The organism is Variovorax sp. OK212, from assembly GCF_900112425.1.
Taxonomy (GTDB): domain Bacteria; phylum Pseudomonadota; class Gammaproteobacteria; order Burkholderiales; family Burkholderiaceae_C; genus Variovorax.
In genome coordinates, this window is record NZ_FOLP01000002.1 from 241,520 (window position 1) to 259,307 (window position 17,788).

The 17,788-nt window shown below is 67.5% G+C and carries 18 protein-coding genes; 8 read left to right on the forward strand and 10 right to left on the reverse strand.

The features are described 5' to 3' along the window. Positions 1-21: 21 nt before the first annotated feature. The gene (locus tag BM004_RS07730; RefSeq protein ID WP_093128472.1) at positions 22-951 is read right to left on the reverse strand and encodes a DUF3883 domain-containing protein; all 930 of its coding nucleotides are present in this window, start codon (positions 949-951) and stop codon (positions 22-24) included. A gap of 267 nt (positions 952-1,218) precedes the next feature. Between BM004_RS07730 and BM004_RS07735 the strand changes: the two genes are divergently transcribed. Beyond that, complete coding sequence (locus BM004_RS07735) at positions 1,219-2,046, forward strand: HDOD domain-containing protein (protein WP_093128471.1); 828 nt, start codon at positions 1,219-1,221, stop codon at positions 2,044-2,046. 27 nt (positions 2,047-2,073) lie between these two features. Here the strand turns inward: BM004_RS07735 and BM004_RS07740 are convergent, their stop codons facing one another. Next, positions 2,074-2,844 (reverse strand): SDR family oxidoreductase, encoded by a 771-nt coding sequence (locus tag BM004_RS07740; protein ID WP_093212343.1) that lies wholly within the window; start codon positions 2,842-2,844, stop codon positions 2,074-2,076. A gap of 113 nt (positions 2,845-2,957) precedes the next feature. Here BM004_RS07740 and BM004_RS07745 point away from each other — a divergent pair, with 113 nt between their 5' ends. Further along, entirely contained in the window at positions 2,958-3,860 is a 903-nt protein-coding gene (locus BM004_RS07745; protein ID WP_177206413.1) for an AraC family transcriptional regulator, read from the forward strand. Positions 3,861-3,947: 87 nt separating this feature from the next. On the opposite strand, the gene acpA is transcribed toward BM004_RS07745, so the two are convergent. Next, positions 3,948-6,086 carry an acid phosphatase gene (gene acpA / locus BM004_RS07750; protein WP_093213017.1) on the reverse strand — a complete coding sequence of 713 codons (2,139 nt, stop codon included), beginning with the start codon at positions 6,084-6,086 and terminating at the stop codon, positions 3,948-3,950. Positions 6,087-6,335: 249 nt separating this feature from the next. Here acpA and BM004_RS07755 point away from each other — a divergent pair, with 249 nt between their 5' ends. Beyond that, on the forward strand, positions 6,336-7,787 hold the full coding sequence (locus BM004_RS07755) for a cytochrome-c peroxidase (RefSeq protein ID WP_371268865.1): 1,452 nt from the start codon (positions 6,336-6,338) through the stop codon (positions 7,785-7,787). A gap of 15 nt (positions 7,788-7,802) precedes the next feature. Here the strand turns inward: BM004_RS07755 and BM004_RS07760 are convergent, their stop codons facing one another. Then, positions 7,803-8,243, reverse strand: a complete 441-nt coding sequence (locus BM004_RS07760) for a MarR family winged helix-turn-helix transcriptional regulator (protein ID WP_093212349.1) — start codon at positions 8,241-8,243, stop codon at positions 7,803-7,805. A gap of 104 nt (positions 8,244-8,347) precedes the next feature. Between BM004_RS07760 and BM004_RS07765 the strand changes: the two genes are divergently transcribed. From BM004_RS07765 to BM004_RS07780, 4 genes are all read left to right on the forward strand, one after another. Next, the gene (locus BM004_RS07765; RefSeq protein ID WP_093212351.1) at positions 8,348-9,505 is read left to right on the forward strand and encodes an FAD-dependent oxidoreductase; all 1,158 of its coding nucleotides are present in this window, start codon (positions 8,348-8,350) and stop codon (positions 9,503-9,505) included. Between the two features lie 104 nt (positions 9,506-9,609). After that, positions 9,610-10,188, forward strand: coding sequence for a PadR family transcriptional regulator (locus BM004_RS07770; protein WP_093128463.1), 579 nt, complete (start codon positions 9,610-9,612; stop codon positions 10,186-10,188). A gap of 43 nt (positions 10,189-10,231) precedes the next feature. Further along, positions 10,232-10,666, forward strand: a complete 435-nt coding sequence (locus tag BM004_RS07775) for a DOPA 4,5-dioxygenase family protein (protein ID WP_093212353.1) — start codon at positions 10,232-10,234, stop codon at positions 10,664-10,666. Beyond that, positions 10,659-11,498, forward strand: a complete 840-nt coding sequence (locus tag BM004_RS07780) for a siderophore-interacting protein (RefSeq protein ID WP_093212355.1) — start codon at positions 10,659-10,661, stop codon at positions 11,496-11,498. Before BM004_RS07775 ends, BM004_RS07780 begins: the two co-directional genes overlap by 8 nt. Before the next feature lie 134 nt (positions 11,499-11,632). On the opposite strand, the gene BM004_RS07785 is transcribed toward BM004_RS07780, so the two are convergent. From BM004_RS07785 to BM004_RS07800, 4 genes are all read right to left on the reverse strand, one after another. Continuing rightward, a complete protein-coding gene (locus BM004_RS07785) occupies positions 11,633-13,165 on the reverse strand; it encodes a DHA2 family efflux MFS transporter permease subunit (protein WP_093212357.1) in 1,533 nt (510 codons plus the stop codon). Beyond that, positions 13,162-13,638 carry a MarR family winged helix-turn-helix transcriptional regulator gene (locus tag BM004_RS07790; protein ID WP_093128457.1) on the reverse strand — a complete coding sequence of 159 codons (477 nt, stop codon included), beginning with the start codon at positions 13,636-13,638 and terminating at the stop codon, positions 13,162-13,164. Before BM004_RS07790 ends, BM004_RS07785 begins: the two co-directional genes overlap by 4 nt. Before the next feature lie 90 nt (positions 13,639-13,728). Continuing rightward, positions 13,729-14,706 (reverse strand): magnesium and cobalt transport protein CorA, encoded by a 978-nt coding sequence (locus BM004_RS07795; RefSeq protein WP_093128455.1) that lies wholly within the window; start codon positions 14,704-14,706, stop codon positions 13,729-13,731. 16 nt (positions 14,707-14,722) lie between these two features. After that, complete coding sequence (locus tag BM004_RS07800) at positions 14,723-15,355, reverse strand: hypothetical protein (protein WP_256219824.1); 633 nt, start codon at positions 15,353-15,355, stop codon at positions 14,723-14,725. A 203-nt stretch (positions 15,356-15,558) separates the two neighbouring features. On the opposite strand from BM004_RS07800, the gene BM004_RS07805 reads away from it, so the two are divergent. After that, positions 15,559-15,891, forward strand: a complete 333-nt coding sequence (locus tag BM004_RS07805; RefSeq protein WP_093213021.1) for a helix-turn-helix domain-containing protein — start codon at positions 15,559-15,561, stop codon at positions 15,889-15,891. Positions 15,892-16,309: 418 nt separating this feature from the next. Here the strand turns inward: BM004_RS07805 and BM004_RS07810 are convergent, their stop codons facing one another. Both BM004_RS07810 and BM004_RS07815 read right to left on the reverse strand, forming a co-directional pair. Further along, positions 16,310-17,179, reverse strand: coding sequence for a restriction endonuclease (locus BM004_RS07810; protein WP_177206415.1), 870 nt, complete (start codon positions 17,177-17,179; stop codon positions 16,310-16,312). Continuing rightward, the gene (locus tag BM004_RS07815) at positions 17,180-17,746 is read right to left on the reverse strand and encodes a hypothetical protein (protein WP_177206417.1); all 567 of its coding nucleotides are present in this window, start codon (positions 17,744-17,746) and stop codon (positions 17,180-17,182) included. Between the last annotated feature and the right edge of the window lie 42 nt (positions 17,747-17,788).

Sequence of the window (17,788 nt, forward strand, 5' to 3'; positions counted from 1 at the left end):
ATTGCACGCAGCGCCGAAACCTCAGAATGCCTCGTAGCCGGTCGCCGAAGTGATCTCGGTGGGCTTGTAGATCTTGTGCTGCGCGGTCGGGCCGCCCGCGTCCATCACCACCAGCAGGCGCCACAGCGGCTCGCTCGTGGAACTGGCGCTTTGTTCCTTGCTGAGCTTGAAGCTCGGCACGCCGGGCGCGGTGCCCTTCACGACCACGCGCAGCAGCGTCTGGCCCTTGGCGTTCGACACTTCGAGGTCGTAGCCGAGGTTCTTTTCGCTGAGGTTCTCGGCCTTGTAGCCGTAGCCGGTGAAGTGCTTCACGACGTATTCGAAGGCAGCGGCCTGCACCTGCTCGGGCGAGGCCTTGGCGCCACCGCCTGCGGCGGCCGCGGCGGGCGTTGCGGCCAGCGGCTGCGGCACGTTGCCGCGCGACTTGGCGGCGTGCACCTCGGCGTCGGTCGGAACCCAGCCGCGCGGGCCGCGCACCAGCACGGCCAGCTTGTCTTCGGGCTCCCAGCTGGCCACGTGCCATTCGTCGTCGTCGCGCACGCGGGTGGACACCTTGGCGTCCTTGTTGCTCTCGACTTCGAGGATGGCGATGCGGTTGGTCTGCACCACGGCGCGGAAGTTCTGGCCGGCGTCGAAGGTGCGCTTGAGCAGGGCCAGGCGGTCCTTGGCGCGCTGGATCTGGTGCGCGCTGCGTTCACCGCCGCCGGCGCGGTGGTGGGTGTCGAGCGACTCCAGGTAGAACCAGCGGCCGCCGGCACCCAGGTTCACCCATTCGGCCCAGATGGTGGCGATGACGTTGTCGCCGGTGGCCAGCCAGGCGTGGTCGAAGGGCTTGTCGCGCGCGTCGAACACGCCCATCTTGGCAACGATTTCGACCGGCGTGAGCCGTGGTCCGGACAGTCGCTTTTCATTGATGACAGCGAGTACCTGGGGATCGACTTCGTTTTCCATTCAGCGGGCTTCGAGGGGAGTTGCAAGGGGTGGGGAGTATGCCGCATCGCCGCCGAAAACCGGCGCCCGCGGCCAAGCCGGGCCGCCCGGAATACAGCAACAGCTTCGTAAAACATGCAATACCGCGATCGGGCTATTCGCCCGCGGCTGTTGCGGGAAGTCTGCACTCGCGCCGCGCCAGGAGCCCCGGGGGCCACGCAGCGCAACATGTAACTTGAAGCTTGCAGGACAATTCCGGGCTACAAAAAATCACACACCGAGATCGCCATGACCCTGGACGAACTGTTTGCCGAGAGCCATTTGCTTCCCACGGTACCCAAGGTGGTGTTCGATCTCATCGAATTGCTGCGCGACGAAGACGCGGCAATTCCCCTGGTGGCCCGCAAGGTCGAGCTCGACCAGGTGCTGACGGCCCGGGTGCTGCGGATGGCCAATTCGCCCTACTTCGGGCTGCGCCGCAAGATCATGTCGATCCAGGACGCGATCCAGATGCTGGGCTTCTCGGCGATCCGCTCGCTGGTGGTGAGCTCTGGCCTCACGGGCACGTTCCAGAAGGTGCACGGCGTGCACCTGCCGACCTTCTGGTCGCACAGCCTGCGCGTGGCCTCGGTGGCCCGCTACCTCGCGGGCAAGACCCGCCGGGTGGACGCGAGCCTGGCTTTCACGATGGGCAGCATGCACGCCATCGGCCACCTGATCATGGCGGGCGCCATGAAGGAGCAGATTGCCGAGCTGAACGCGGCGCACCCCTTCGACCGCATGGGCCGGCTCGAGGTGGAACAGCAGAAGTTCGGCTACCACTACGGCGACGTGGGCGGGCGGCTGGCCGCGCGCTGGGAGTTCGCGCCGGAGTTCGTGAGCGCCCTCTCGGGCTTTGCCAACCCGATGGAAGCCGAGCACCTCGACCCGCTGGCCAATGTGCTGCACCTGGCGGTGTGGCGCGTGGCGCTGGAAGGCGAAGGGCTGCGCATCGGCGACGCGCAGCACGTGTGGCCGGCCCTGTCGGCCGACGCCATCGGCATCTCCGAAGACGTGGTGCAGGAAATGCCGGCGCCGCGCGAGCTGGCGTCCGACCTGGAATCGATGATCGCCTGATCGCCTGATCGTCGGCCATTCAAGCCATCAGGCGGGCGCTCGTTGCCCGTCGACCGCCGCGGCCCCGGCCAGCGCCACCGCATCGGCGCCCGCCGGATACCGCAGCCGTCCCGACGTGTCGTTCGCGGCGTGCCACACCGCCTGTGCCACATCCGAAGCCACCGTCACGGCCTGCAACTTGCCGAACGACGCGAAGACGCGCTGCGCGAACGGCGCATAAGCCTCCGGAATCAGCCCCTGCATGCGCGCCTGGCCGTTGCTGGTGAAGCTTGTCGTGGGCGCGTAGCCGGGCTGCACCAGCTTCACGCGCACGCCGAAGGCTTCGAGTTCATGCGCGAGCGACGCGGTGAAGCCCTCCACGGCCGTCTTGCTCGCGGTGTACACCGCCACCAGCGGCATGGGCGCGAGCGTGGCGCTCGACGTCACGTTCACGATGACGCCCGAACGCCGGGCGCGGAACTGCGCAAGGACCGCCTGGGTCATGGCGATCACGCCGAAGGTGTTGGTCTCGAACACCTCGCGCGTGGTGGCCATGGGCGTGGCCTCGAACGCGCCGAAGAGGCCGATGCCGGCGTTGTTGACCAGCACGTCGATGGGCCCGGCCGCCTCGAGCACGGCGTCGATGCTGGCGGCGTCTGTCACGTCGAGCGGCAGCACGCGCAACCGGTCGGAAGGCGGTAGCAGGTCTTCTTGCGGTGTGCGCATGGTGGCGACGACGTTCCAGCCTTGCGAGAGGAAATGGCGCGCGGTTTCGAGGCCGTAGCCTGAAGAGCAGCCGGTGACGAGTACGGTTTTCATGGATGTGTCCTGGACGGTTGGTGGAGTGGTTTGCATGGTGGGTTGAACGATATCCAGCACAGGCAGGACTTTCTACAATGCGCAGTCCACCATTCGTTTGCGAGCGTCCAGCCATGAGCGATCCGCTGTCCGAGGTCATCGCGCTGCTGCAGCCGCGGGCCGTGTTCTCCAAGTGCATCAGCGGCGCCGGCCAGTGGGCGGTGCGCTATTCGGACTACGGCCAGCCGAGCTTCTGCGCGGTGCTCGAAGGCAGTTGCCTGCTGGCGGTCGACAGGCAGCAACCGTTCACGCTGCAGGCGGGCGACTTCGTGCTGATGCCGGCCACGCCGGGTTTCACGATGTCTGGCTTCGAGGCCGCGGCGCCGACGCACATCGACCCCAAGCTCACGCCCTCCCCCACCGGCGAGGTTCGCCACGGCCGGCGCGGCGGGCGGCCCGACGTGCGGCTGCTGGGCGGCTACTTCGTCTTCGATTCGCCCGACGCGGCGCTGCTGGTCTCGCTGCTGCCGGCGCTGGTGCACGTGCGCGGCGTGGAGCGGCTGTCGGTGCTGGTGCGGCTGGTGGGCGAGGAGTCGCGCGAGAGCCGCTCGGGCCGCGAGATGGTGCTCACGCGGCTGGTGGAGGTGCTGCTGATCGAGGCGCTGCGCTCTTCATCGGGCGAAGACGCGCCGCCGGGGCTGTTGCGCGGGCTGGCCGACGCGCGGCTCTCGCTGGCGATGCGGCAGCTGCACAAGGACCCGTCGCGCTCGTGGACGGTGGCGCAGCTCGCGCAGAAGGCGGCGCTGTCGCGCTCGGCGTTCTTCGACCGCTTCACGCGCGCGGTGGGGCTGCCGCCGATGGAATACCTGCTGGCGTGGCGCATGGCGCTCGCCAAGGACCTGCTGCGCCGCCAGGACCTGGCGATCGGCGAGGTGGCCGAGCGCGTGGGCTATGGCTCCGCGAGCACCTTCAGCACGGCGTTCAGCCGGCACGTGGGGCAGCCGCCGAGCCACTTCGCGCGCACCGCGGCGGGCTGACCGAGCCCCGCCGAGGCCCCATGAAAAAAGGGGCGCCCCGCAAGAGGCGCCCCATGTCCGTTCGAGACCCCGAAGGGCCCCGCGTGCTCAGGACTTCTTGAAGTCCAGCGCGCCGGTCAGGTCACCCATGGGGTGGCCGCCGTTCTTCAGGAGCGCGGCGTCGCGGTCGACCAGGCCCTTCAGCGGCGGCAGCGACCAGCGGTGCGTGATGAAGCGCAGCGTGGAAGCGGTGTCGTACTGGGTCTTGTCGACGAAGCCCTTCTTCGAGAACGGCGAGACGATGATCGCGGGAATGCGCGTGCCGGGGCCCCAGCGGTCGGCCTTGGGCACGGCGGCGTGGTCGTAGAAGCCGCCGTTTTCGTCGTACGTGACGACCACGAGCATGTGGCCCCACTGCGGGCTGGCCTGCAGCTTGGCGAGCACGTTGGCAATGTGCGCGTCGCCGTCGGCCACGCTGGCGTAGCCGGCATGCTGGTTCAGGTTGCCCTGCGGCTTGTAGAAGCTCACGGCGGGCAGCGTGCCGGCAGCCGCGTCCTTCAGGAAGTCGGCGTCGAAGTCCTTCAGGTAGGCCGCGCGCGCGTCCGGGTGCGCCGTCGGGTCGAAGGCGGCGTAGTAGTTGAACGGCTGGTGGTGGAACTGGAAGTTCGGCGTTTGCGCGGCCGGCGGCACGGCGGCCGGGAACTTGCGGTCACCGGTGGCGACGGCCGTGGTGTCTTTCCACGCGCCACCGTACCAGGCCCAGCTCAGGCCCTTGGCGGTGAGCAGGTCGCCGATGGTGGTCTGCGTCTGCGGCGGCAGCGTGTTGGCCTTGGTCGGGTCGGCGAAAAGCTTGCTGCTGTCCGCCGCCGCCGGCGCGTTGCCGCTGGGCTGGTAGGCCGGCTGCATGGTGTTCACCGCGTAGAAGTTGCCGGCGGCATCCTTCGGCGTGAGCGTGCTGTCGTTCAGGTAGGTGGGCGCACCGTTGAGCACCGAGGTCGGCGCGTTGGCGGCGGGCGTGAGGCGCACGAAGTTGCCGTTGGCATCGGTGTCGATGGCCGAGATGGTGGCCTTGGCCGGCGAATTTGCGTCGTCCGCGTTCGGGTACAGCGGCGCGCAGGCGCACACGAGGTACTGGTGGTTCAGGAACGAGCCGCCGAACGCGCCCATGAAGAAGTTGTCGGCCAGGGTGAAGTTCTTGGCCACTTGCCACAGCTGCATCTTGCTGCCGTCGTAGTAGCCCATGCTGAGGCCGCCTGCGTCGGAGTACGCGGCGAACTTGTCGTTCTTGCCGCCGTCGATCTGCATCTGGTTGTTGTAGAAGCGGTGCACCAGGTCACGCGAGATGACGGTCTGGTCGACCTTGGTTCCCGTGTTGAAGAAGCCGGCCTCGGCATCGATCTGGAACATCTTGTTGGGCATGCCCACCGTGGCTTGCTGGGGGATCGAGACCGTCTGGCCGCTCGCGGTCACGCCGCCGCCCCACACCGGCGGCAGCGTCGGCAGCGTGGCACCGTCGAAGTCCTTCTGCGGCTCTGGCGCGGTGGTCGACGAGGTCGGGTTCACGCCGGGGATGCCGTTGGCGCCGGGGTACAGGCCGTACAGGTTGTCGAAGCCGCGGTTTTCCGCGTAGATGACGACCACGTTGGTGATCTGGTCGAGCGCGAGGCGGTTGCGCAGCGCGGCGATCACGTCGCCGCCCGCGCCGGCTTCGGCCACGGCCTCGGCAATGCGCTCGATCGCCTGGTCGATCTCGTTCTGCAGCGCGGTCTTGATGGCCGCGTCGGTCTGCTTGTTGTGGTCGGCCAGCAACTGGGCTTCGCTCACGCCCAGGCGTGCGGCGAGCGCGGCGCGGGCAGCGGCCAGGTCGCCGCCGTTGGCGTCCATCAGCGCCACGAGTTCGGTGGTGATGGCGCTCACCACGCCGTTGGCGCCGGCCGGCGCGCGGAACACCAGCGGCTGGGTGACGGGGGTCTCGGTGTTGGTGACGGGGTCGAAGCGCTTGCTCGACGTGCCGATCTCGGCCACCAAGGCGCCCTGGCCGGTGAGCGTGAAGGCGCCGTTGGCGTCGGTGGTGGTGCTGGGCTCGCCGCTGTCGCAACGGCCGTTGCCGTTGGTGTCGATGCAGACCTTGGCGTTGCGGTAGTAGCTGCCGGTGACCACGCCCGAGGTGGTGGTCGCCGTGCTGCCGCCCGAGGGGAAGCCGAAGAAGCCCGGGCCGCTGTTGTCGCCGCCGCCGCAGGCAACCATCATGGCCGCCGCGGCAATGGCGGTCGGCCAGGGGGTGAGGTGGCGTACGAGTTTGCGTCCGCGAGCGGACACGTTGCTACGTTGGGAGGGGGTCATCATGTGTGGTGTTATGAGGTGTGGATGAACCAGACCGGTGGTCGGGCGGCGTGATGCTCTGCGTGGCGCATGACAGCCATGTTGCAATTCGTGCTACATCCGATGCGCTAATTCAGGGCTAAGAAATCCCCCTGCGCATGTCACGCCGCTGACATGCGCGAAACCGATCCTCGTCGGCTGCCCCGCGGCCCTGCCCGCACACTTTTTCTCCACGTGCCCCCGACGACCCGACTCTTTCGCCGCATGGCCCTGCTGGCCGCGGTTCCCCTGCTGTGCGGCGTGCTGGCCGCTTGCGGGCGCGCCGCGCCTGACGCATTGACCGCGTCGACACCCGCGCCGGCACCGCAAGCCGCCCCAACGCCTGCAACGCCAGCAACGCCAGCAGCGGCACCATCCGCCGCACCACCGGCCCAGCCGGCCTACGTCGGCGCCACCTACGCCCTCGTGCCTGGCCGCCCGCAACCGAGCGCCGCGCAACTCACCGAGATCGGCCGGCGCATCTTCTTCGACGGCAGCCTCTCGGCCACGGGCAAGGCCTCGTGCGCGAGCTGCCACGACCCGCAGCACGCCTTCGGTCCGCCGAACGCGCTGTCGGTGCAGCTCGGCGGCGCCGACGGCAAGCAGCAAGGCCCGCGCGCCGCGCCCTCGCTGCGCTACCTGGAAACGCTGGCCGCCTTCACCGAGCACCACCACGACAACGACGGCGACGACAGCATCGACGCCGGTCCCACCGGCGGCCACATGTGGGACGGCCGCGCCGGCTCCGCGCACGAGCAGGCGGCCATGCCGCTTCTCTCCCCCGCCGAGATGGCCAACGCGTCGGTGGCGGACGTGTCGGCCAAGCTCGAGCGCGCGGCCTACGCCGACGACCTGCGCAAGGCCTTCGGCGACGACGTGTTCAAGACGCCCGACGCCGCCTTCAAGGCCGCGGGCCTCGCGCTGGAGGTGTTCCAGCAGTCGCCGAAAGACTTCTATCCGTTCACCAGCAAGTACGACGCGGTGCTGCGCGGCCAGGCCAGGCTCAGCGCGGCCGAAGCGCGCGGATTGCGCGTGTTCAACGACGAGGACAAGGGCAACTGCGCGTCGTGCCACATCAGCGAGCGCACGCAGGACGGCGCGTTTCCGTTCTTCACCGACTACGGCCTGATTGCGCTCGGCGTGCCGCGCAACCGCAAGCTGAAGGCCAACGCGGACCCGGCGTTTCACGACCTCGGCCTGTGCGGCCCCTACCGCACCGACATGAAGGACCACCCCGAGTACTGCGGCCTGTTCCGCACGCCCACGCTGCGCAACGTGGCGGTGCGCCAGAGCTTCTTCCACAACGGGGTGTTCCACTCGCTGGAGCAGGCGATCCGCTTCTACGCGCAGCGCGACACCGCGCCCGAGCGCTGGTACGCGCATTCGGGCAAGGGCATCGTGCAGCAGTACGACGACCTGCCCGAGCAGTACCACGCCAACCTCAACACCGACGCGCCCTTCGGCCAGAAGCGCGGCGGCAAGCCGGCGCTGACGGAGGCGGAAATCCGCGACGTGGCGGCATTCCTGCGAACGCTGACCGACGCGGATCAGAAGAACGCGCCGGCCACCGCCACCGCAGCCCGATAAGACGCGCAGGCGGCCCTAGCCTCCGCCCATGCGCTCGACGTTCGCGTTGAGCCGCTCCAGCAGCGCCGCGAGCTGCGCGACCTCATCCGCCGAGAAGCCCGCGAGCGCGTCCTGCGCGTGCGCGTCCATCAGCGCCTTGGCCCTGGGCAGGCGCTTGGCGGCCAGCGGCGTGAGCGAGATCAGGCGGCTGCGGCCGTCGTCGGGGTCGGCGACGCGCTCGACCAGGCCGTCGCGTTCCATGCGGGCCAGCAGCTGCGCCATGCTGGGCTGCTCCACCTGCGCGATGCGCGCGAGCTCGGCCTGCGACAGCGCCTTGCGCTTCTTGAGCGACACCAGCACCGGCAACTGGCCCACCGCAAAGCCGAACTCGCGCAGCCCGCCGTCGGCAATGCGCGTGAAGCCGCGCGTGATGCGGCCGATGAGCCGCAAGGGGCTGGAGTCGTGCGTGTCGGTCATGCGAGGCATTCTATCTTCATAGGCTCCTATGCTAATATAAATAGGAACCTATCCTTCATGGAGCCTTTCGAATGCCCCGCCTGTCCACGTCTTCCACGTCTTCCATGCCTCCCGCTTCCCTCACCCCGTCCCGCATCGCCATCGTCGGCGCCGGCCCCGGCGGGCTCACGCTGGCGCGCCTGCTTCACCTGTCCGGCATCCATGCCACCGTGTTCGAGCGCGAGGCAAGCCCGCTCGCGCGGCCGCAGGGCGGCACGCTCGACCTGCACGAAGACTCGGGCCTGCTGGCCGTGCAGCGCGCCGCCCTGGCCAGCGAGTTCCAGCGCATCGCGCGCTACGACGACCAGGGCTCCCGGCTGCTCGACAAGGCGGCCCGCGTGCTCTTCGAAGAGCCCGACGCGGGCGCCGGCAACCGCCCCGAGGTCGACCGCACCGCGCTGCGCGAGATGCTGCTGGCCTCGCTGCCCGCCGAATGCGTGCAGTGGGGCCATGCGCTGCGCGACCTGCGGCTGCAGGAAGGCGGGCGCTGGAACCTGCTGTTCGAAAACGGCGAGGCCGGCCCGTTCGACCTGGTGGTGGGCGCGGACGGCGCCTGGTCGCGCGTGCGGCCGCTGCTGTCGCCGTACAAGCCGCAGTACAGCGGCCTCACGTTCATCGAGTTCGGCATCGACGACGTCGATCGCAGCCACCCGGCACTGGCGCAACTGGTGGGCCGGGGCAAGCTGGAGGTGCAAGGCGACGGCAAGGAAATCATCGTGCAGCGCAATGGCAACGCGCACATTCGCGGCTACGCGATCTTCCGCGTGCCGGCGGACTGGGCAGCGCAGCGCTTCGACTTCGCCTCGCCCGCGTCGGTGCGCAGCGCGTTGCTGGCGGAGTTCGCGGGCTATGCCGATGCGGTGACCGACCTCTTTCGCGTCAGCAACGACAACTTCGTTTCGCGCCCGATCCATGCGCTGCCGGTCGGCCATTGCTGGACGCACCGGCGCGGGCTGACGCTGCTGGGCGACGCGGCGCATGTGATGTCGCCCTTCGGCGGCGAAGGCGTGAACGCCGCGATGCGCGACGCCGTCGAACTGGCCGCCCAGCTCGGCGCGCAAGGCGATTGGGCCGCCGCCGTGGGCACTTACGAAATGCAGATGTTCGAGCGCGTGGTCGACGCGGCGGAAGGCTCGGCAGAAGCCGCCGCCGTGCAGATGTCGCACATCGGCGAGGCACTGGCGCTGGCTCACCTGAGCGAGCACCGGGCCGTGGCCGCCTGAACCGGCGGGTGTCCGTGGGACGGAGACGTCTTGGGTGTATCTATTTGACTTTGTTTTAGATATATCTAAAATAATTCAGATACGCATCAGACAGGACACCCACCATGAGACATTTCCACCTCGACCACCACCACTGCCGCACCGCCCGCGGCGAGCATGAAGACGGCCTTTCCGGCGGCCGCGGACACCGTGGCGGGCGCGGCGGCGGAGGCGGCGGCCGCGTGTTCGGCCACGGAGGCCTGCGCTTCGTGCTGCTGCAGCTCATCGCCGACAAGCCGGCCCACGGCTACGAGCTCATCAAGGCCATCGAAGACCGCCTCGGCGGCAGCTACGCGCCCAGCCCCGGCGTGGTCTACCCCACGCTCACGCTGCTCGAGGAGCTCGGCTACCTCAGCGTGGAAACCGCCGACGGCGGCGGGCGCAAGCGCTACAGCATCACGGCCAGCGGCCAGGAGTTCCTGGCGGCCAACCGCGAAATGGCCGACGCCATGATGGCCCGCATGAGCGGCGGCGTCGACGGCGCCGGCCCGCGCGGCGGGCGCCCGCCGCAGGTGACGCGCGCCATCGAGAACCTCAAGCTCGCGATGCGCATGCGCCTGTCGGGTGCGCCGATGACCGAGCAGCAGGCGCACGACTTCGCGGCCGTGCTCGACAGCGCCGCGCAGCAGATCGAGAAGATCTGAGCCTGTTGCCGACCCCCTGCCTGCACTGCCTGCCTGCCTCGCCATGCTGCACAACATCGCCACGATCAGGGGCTACCACGCCCACGTCTACTTCGACCCCGACACGCGCGCCACCGCACTCGCGGTGCGGCACGCGCTCACCGGGTGCTTCGACGTGCGGGTGGGTGGCTTCCACGACGAGCCGGGCGGGCCGCACCCCAAGGGCTCCTACCAGATCGGCTTCACGCTCGGCCAGTTCGACCATGTGGTGCCCTGGCTGATGCTCAACCGGCAAGGCCTCGACGTGCTCGTGCATCCGCTCACCGGCGACGAGGCCGGCGACCACGAACACCGCGCACTGTGGCTGGGCACGCCGCAGCTGCTGGACATCGACTTCCTGCGCAGCCTGGCCGCCCTGGCCACCCCGGCCGCCACCCTGGCCGCTGCGCCTTCCCCATCTCAACCCGCCCTGCTCACCCAGGACTCATGCAATGACTGACTTCAGCACTTCATCTGCTTCCACCGCCCCCGACCGCACGCCGCGCCGGGTGCGCCACGACCTGCGCTTTCGCCAGCTCACGGTGAAGACCGTGCAGCGCGTCACGCCGCACCTGATTCGCGTCACCCTCGCGGGCGACGACCTCGCGGGCTTCACCAGCCTGGGCTTCGACGACCACGCGAAGATCTTCTTTCCCGACGCCGCCACCGGCAAGCTCACGCTGCCTACCGCCGGCCCCGACGGCCCGGTGTGGCCCGCAAGCGGCCGCCCGACCATGCGCGACTACACGCCGCGCCGCCACGACGCCAAGGCCGGCACGCTGGAGATCGACTTCGCGCTGCACGACGCCGGCCCCGCCACGCAGTGGGCCGAGCAGGCCAAGGCCGGCGACACCCTTGGCGTGGGCGGCCCGCGCGGCTCGTTCATCGTGCCGACCGAATTCGACTGGCACCTGCTGATCGGCGACGACACCGCCCTGCCCGCCATCGCGCGCCGCCTGGCCGAGCTGCCCGCCGGTGCGCGCGCGGTAGTGCTGGCGGAAGTCGACAGCGAAGCCGACGAGATTCCGTTCGAGACGCAGGCCGAGCTCACGCTGCAATGGGTGCACCGCCGCGGCGCCGAGCCGGGCACGAGTGCCGTGCTGGTCGATGCGCTGAAGGCCGCGAAGCTGCCGGCCGGCGATTTCCATGCGTGGGTGGGTTGCGAGTCGGCCATTGCCAAGGCGCTGCGCGCGCACCTGGTGGGCGAGCGCGGCGCGAACCCGAAGTGGACGCGGGCCTCGGGCTACTGGCGCCGCGGTGCGGTGGCCACGCACGATTCGCACGACGAGTAATGTGAGTCCTGCTCCTTCCCCTCCCGGGGGAAGGCTGGGATGGGGGCAAGCGGCGCATCCACCGCCGACGGTGATCGATACGCCGTCAGCCCCCACCCCGCCCTCCCCCAAGCGGGGGAGGAAGAGATACCGCCTCAGTGCGGCACTTCGGCAGGCCCCGATGCCGCGGCATTGCGTCGCGGGCTCTTGATGAGCAGCAGCAGCGGAATCGCCAGCACCGTGATGATCATCATGATCGCGAAGTCGTCCAGGTAGCCGATCAGCGCGCCCTGCCGCGTCACCTCCGCATTCAGCAGCGCCAGGCCGCTCAGGGTGTCGGGCGACATCATCTGCGGCAGCGTGGCCAGCGCGGGGTTGCCCGGCGCCACGGTCGAGGCGATCTGCGCATGCGCCTTGCTCGAGCCTTCGGTCAGCAGCGCCTGAACGATCGAGATGCCCACGCTGCTGCCGATGTTGCGCAGCAGGCTGAAGATGGGCGTGCCCTGGTTGCGCAGGCGCGGCGCCAGCGTGGCGAAGGTGGCGGTCGACAGCGGCACGAAGGTGAAGCCGATGCCCAGCCCCTGGATGAAGCCAGAAAGAATGATCAGGCTGCTGTCCATCTGCAGCGTGAGCCGCGTCATCTGGTACAGCGAGAAGGCCGTGAGGCCGAAGCCCACCGCCATGATGGCGCGCACGTCGATGCGCTGCACCAGCCGGCCCACGATGATCATCGCGATCATCGTGCCCACGCCGCGCGGCGCGGTCACCTCCCCGGTGTAGATCACCGGATAGCCCATGAGCCCCTGCAGGAAGTTGGGCAGCAGCGCCATGGTCGCGAACAGGATCATGCCGACGATGAACGCGAACAGCAGGCCGGTGACGAAGTTGCGGTCCTTGAGCAGGTCGCGGTCGAAGAACGACACGCCCTGCACCGTCCAGGTGTGGACCACGAAGAAGCCGAAGGCCACCAACGCGGCGGCCGCCTCGAGCTTGATTTCCCACGAGTCGAACCAGTCGAGCTGCTCGCCGCGGTCCAGGAACAGCTGCAGCATGCCGATGGCCAGGCTCAGCGTGACGAAGCCGAAGATGTCGAGCTTCTCGCCCTGCGGCCGGCTCTCCGGCAGGTAGCGCGCAATGCCCCAGAAGGCGAAGATGCCCACCGGCAGGTTGATGAAGAACACCCAGCGCCAGTCGAAGTTCTCAGTGAGCCAGCCGCCCAGCAGCGGCCCGAGGATGGGCCCGACCATGATGCCCGCGCCCCAGATGGCCATGGCCTGGCCGACCTTCTCGCGCGGGTTGATGTCCAGCAACACCGCCTGCGACAGCGGCACCAGCGCCGCGCCGAAGATGCCCTGCAGCAGGCGCGCCGCCACGATGCCGACCAGCGAGGTGGCCAGCCCGCACAGCGCCGAGGCCACCGTGAAGCCGATCACCGAGATGATGAACACGCGCCGCCGCCCCCAGTGGCCGCACAGCCAGCCCGTGAGCGGCAGCGCGATGGCCGAGGCCACGATGTACGAGGTGAGCACCCAGGTGATCTGGTCCTGCGAGGCCTGCAGGCTGCCCTGCATGTGGGGCAAGGCGACGTTGGCGATCGTCGTGTCCAGCGCCTGCATGATGGTCGCCAGCATGATCGAGATGGTGATCATGCCCTTGTGCGGCACGGTGGTTCCGGGTGCGACGCTCATGGCTTCGGCCCCGTGCCGGAGGTGATCTCCACCAGGCTGCCATGCACCTTGCCCAGCAGGCTCAGCAGCTGGGCGCGTTCGGGCGGCGTCAGCACCGCCATCACGCGCGCGTTGAGTCCGTCGCTGATGCTCAGGGCCGCGTCGAGCGCCTTCTCGGCGCTGGGCTGCAGGTGGATCTTGTTGACGCGGCGGTCCGTGGCGCTGGGTTCGCGGCGGATCCAGCCGGCGGCGGCCATCCGGTCGCACAGGCCGGCCACGGCCATGGGCGTGAGGTCGAGCCGCTGCGCAAGTTCGGCCTGAGAGAGCGGCTCGACCTCGTCCGGGTCGCCGTGCATGGCCAGTGCGCCCAGCAGGCGGCACTGTGCACTGGTGAGGCCGATGCGTTCGCGCGCGAGGCGGTCGAACTCTTCGCTGTAAAGCTTGCCCACGCTCTTGACGAGGAAGCCGAAACGCTGGGTGAAGTCCCTTTTCATAAGGGACTTGATTATCTACATGTTTATTAGTTTGGAATTAGCAAAGGCCGGCGGCAGGCCCTGCCCTTGCAACCTGTCCTTGCATCTGCCTCACAACCAGCCCGCGCGCCGGAACCGGTAGTACAGGTAGCCGCAGGTGCTGACGATGAGCCCCAGCGCCACCGCGTAGCCGTAGCGGAATTTCAGCTCCGGCATGTTCTCGAAGTTCATGCCCCAGATGCCCGCGAACGCGGTGCACACCGCGAAGATGCTGGCCCAGGCCGCGAGCCGCTTGGTGACCTCGCTTTCCTCGATGGTCACCATCGACAGGTTCACCTGGATCGCCGTGCCGATGGTGTCGCGCATGGCGTCGATCGAGCCGTTGATGCGCCCCAGGTGGTCGCCCACGTCGCGAAAGTACTCCTGCGAACTCATGCAGACCTGCGGCACCCGCCCGCCGTGCATCTTGCCGGCCGCCTCCAGCAGCGGCGCCACCGCGCGCTTGAGGATCATGCTGCGCCGCTTCAGGTCGTAGAGCTGCTTGATTTTGTCGCGCGCCGCGCCGCCCTGGCCGAAGATCTGCTGCTCGATGCTTTCCAGCTCCACCTCGAGCGCGTCGATCACCGGAAAGTAGCGGTCGACCACCGCGTCCATCAGCGCATACAGCACGAAGCCCGCGCCGTGGCGCAGCAGCTCGGGCTCGCGCTCGCAGCGTTCGCGCACGCCCAGGAAGCCCTGCTTGCTGCGGTTGCGCACCGACAGCACGTAGTTGCTGCCCACGAACACGTCGACCTCGCCCACGTTGGTGCAGTGCTCGCCCTCGGGGGAGGGCTCGACCAGGTGCATGACCACGAAGAGCGAGTCGCCGTACTCCTCCACCTTCGGGCGCTGGTGGCCGTGGTGCGCGTCCTCGACCGCCAGCGGGTGCAGGCCGAACTCCATCTGCATGTGGTCGAGCTCTTCGTTGCTCGGGTCGCTCAGCGCCACCCACACGAAGCACCCCGGCCGGGTGATGTATTCGCTGATGTCGTCGACGGTGATGTCGGCCAGTTTCGAGCCGTTCTCGTAGGCTACGCAGTTGATCAGCATCGCTACGCGTCCTCGGTCAGTCCTGGGGGTCGGCCGCGGCCAGCTGCGCGGTGGCGGCCAGCGCGGCCTCGATGGCCTGCGTCTCGCTCCTGAGCAGGGCCAGGCCCTTTTCGGCGAACGCGGCGTGGCTCGCCACGTCGGCCCACAGGCTCGATGCGGCTTCGGCGCAGGTGAGCGATGCGAAGCGGATGCGGCCCTTCGCCAGGTCGACGAAGCGCTGCTCGCGCAGCGGGTCCGCCCGGTCCCAGGCGCCGCCGATCAGCACGCGCTTGCCGCGCTTGATGCGCGGTTCGCGCTCGGCGAAGAAAGGCAGCTTGGCCGAGACCCAGGCCTGCATGCCGGTGTTCAGTGCGGTGTCGAAGGCCGAAGGCGCGGGGTGCGCCTTCGCAAAATCGCGCAAGGTGCCGACGTTGTAGAGCAGCGGGTCCTTGGGGTTCGCCGCACTGCCTTCCACGGGCCGGATGACCGACGGGTTGCTGCCCGCGCGCTCGGGCCGCTTCGACTTGCGCAGGTCCGCAAGCTCGGCCGGCGACATGCACAGGTACAGCGCCGCGAGTTCGGCCGGCAAGGTGGCGGTGTCTGGCAGCGCGTGCGCGTCAGGGCCTTTGAGTTCATCCAACTGGGCCATGGGCGCCTTGTTCTTCTTCACGCGGGGTTTGCGCTTGTGGATTTTAGGGCTGTGGGCTGCGCGGCGATGGACCCGCAGGCCGGCGAGGTTGACGACGTTGACGCGGCTCCATCCGGTCGATCTGCATGGGGATGCCACAAAGTTCACGGCAAGCAAGGGCGAGAAGGCAGCACGCGACGCGAAAGCGACAGGGCTCTATCGACAATGGCGAGAAAGAATTGACCATGAAGACCGACACCGCAGTCCGCCACGTCACCAAGCCCGGCGCCAACCTCTTCCTCGAGCTGGGTTTTCCGCCGGCCGAAGCCAGGCGCTTGCAGGCCGCGTCGCAAAAGCAGATCAACGACACGCGGTTGCTGAAACAGCAACTCATGGAAGCGCTGTCGAACTGGATCGCGGAGCATCACCTGAAACAGGCCGACGCTGCCGAAATCCTGATGGTCTCCCGCCCCCGGGCTTCCGACGTGGTGAACAGGAAGACAGCCAAGTTCACCATCGACACGTTGGTTGAAATGCTCAGCCGCATCGGCAAGCCGGTCAAACTGGTCGTCGGCTGAGCCCCCCGCCCGTCCCCGATAATCGCCCGAGTGAAAACGACGACTGCCCAACCCACCCCCTCGACCAGCGACTTTTCCGGGCACACGCCGATTGTGTAGGTAGGCAGATGCTGTCTGGCGTGGAAGGAGCGATTTTTCCTTTATTGACAGTCACTTAGTGCATCTACGCAGTTCTACGCCGGAACGCACCATGGGCGTGGATTGGCATGGTTTGGCGATGAAATTACCCCAAAATTACCCCACGCAAGTGCTCAAAAACTAAGGCGTAGCCGGGCGTATGGCGGAGTACTTAGACATGGCTCGCCACTACGCGCTGAACCTCGCCTGAGCATCTGTCGTGACCCCACAAAGAGCGCGAATGTCACCCGTTGAAAGCGGCGTGATCCCGGGTTCGCGTAGCGCGGCTTTCAGTTGAGCATCAACGCGAGAAGAGGTCGCGAATCCTCTCGAACGGAACGCCGGTTTCCGCCGCCCGCCGAACCTTCCGGTCGATCGCGAGGTTGAGCGGCAGTTCGCGATCAAGCGCGTCGAAGAGGTCGAGACCATCCATGCAGACGACGCGCTTCCCGCGTCCGAAGGCGGCCAAGCCATCTTCGGTGAAGCCGCTGTTGCTGACGAACAGCCCCCGCGCCCACGCTGCCTTCTGCTCTAGCTTCCCGTGAAATGCGTGCAGGTCGGCAGCGCTCGTCTTCGCCGATTCCCACTTCGCTTCGAGCAGATAGGTCTCACCCTGCAAGACAAAGCTACCGTCGATCTGCTCACCCTTGTTCCGAAAGGGCTCGCGGGCCTCCAACCCATAGAAATTGAAGGCATCACGCAGCCATACCTCGAATGCGTAGCCTCGCGGATGCGGCTCCATAGCAGAAAGATCAATCAGCCGTTGCTTCAATGCGAGGACCTTCGGCAGGTCAAAGGCCGCCTTAGGCGGCTCTCCCGCAGGAACCGCATCGGGCTTGCCCTGCATGCGATTCAAAAGCGAGAAGAATCGCCCCTCGGCGTTCGACACCCATTCCTCACGTTCGCGATGCTTCCGAATCCCCTCGCGGTAATCCCACAGGGTCCGCAGCGTCTTGACGGAGGTGGGCAGGTCGACCTTGTTCAAGTAGCACCGAAGACGCTTGGCCTTTGAGGTGCCATGTTCCCGGTAGGCGTCATCGTCAATGTCGACGTTCAATTCTTCTGCGAAGAAGCTCGCCATGCTGTGGTCGGAGAAGTCGAGGACGTAGCCACTGTTCATCTCGAACAAGTCGTCGAGAAACTTCATGTCCAGTGATCGAATATTCGACATTCAGGCGGCTCCTTTGAGCTTGAGCAGGAATTCGCCCACCTTGGACAGCGCCCCTACCCGGGCGATCAAGTTGCCTAACGCGGACAACGCGGAGACGTCGCCTTCGGCGTTCAGACGCTTGATGGCATCGTCCACATACTGCTCCAGCTCGGCGGTGACAAGAACCGGATCTGTGGTCTGCTCATCGATGCGGTAGATCGAAACGTCCTCGATGTTCTCCCCATGCACGCGAAAGAACACCATGCAAGGCGGCGTCGCTTGCTCTTCAACCCCCAGCGCCTCCATGAAAGATTTGTTGAAGCTGCGCCAGTGAGCCTCGATCGCACGATCATGCAGATAGAAGAGCGTGATGTCTTTGCCTGTCTTCTCATGCAGCAGGCGGAAGCCACGAGCATCGTTTAGGGCTCGACGCACGACGCCATTGGTCATGTCATAGAAAACGAATGCAAATGCTCTGGCGCGTCCCTCCTGCAAGTGTTCATGGCAGATTGCCTCAAACGTATCGATGAATCCCGTGTAGCCCATGCCGATTCCTCGGTCGCCTTCCTGCATTTGAATTGGGTGCATATCTTCTCCGGGTGGTGGAATTGCCAGGCTCGTATTTTCCCA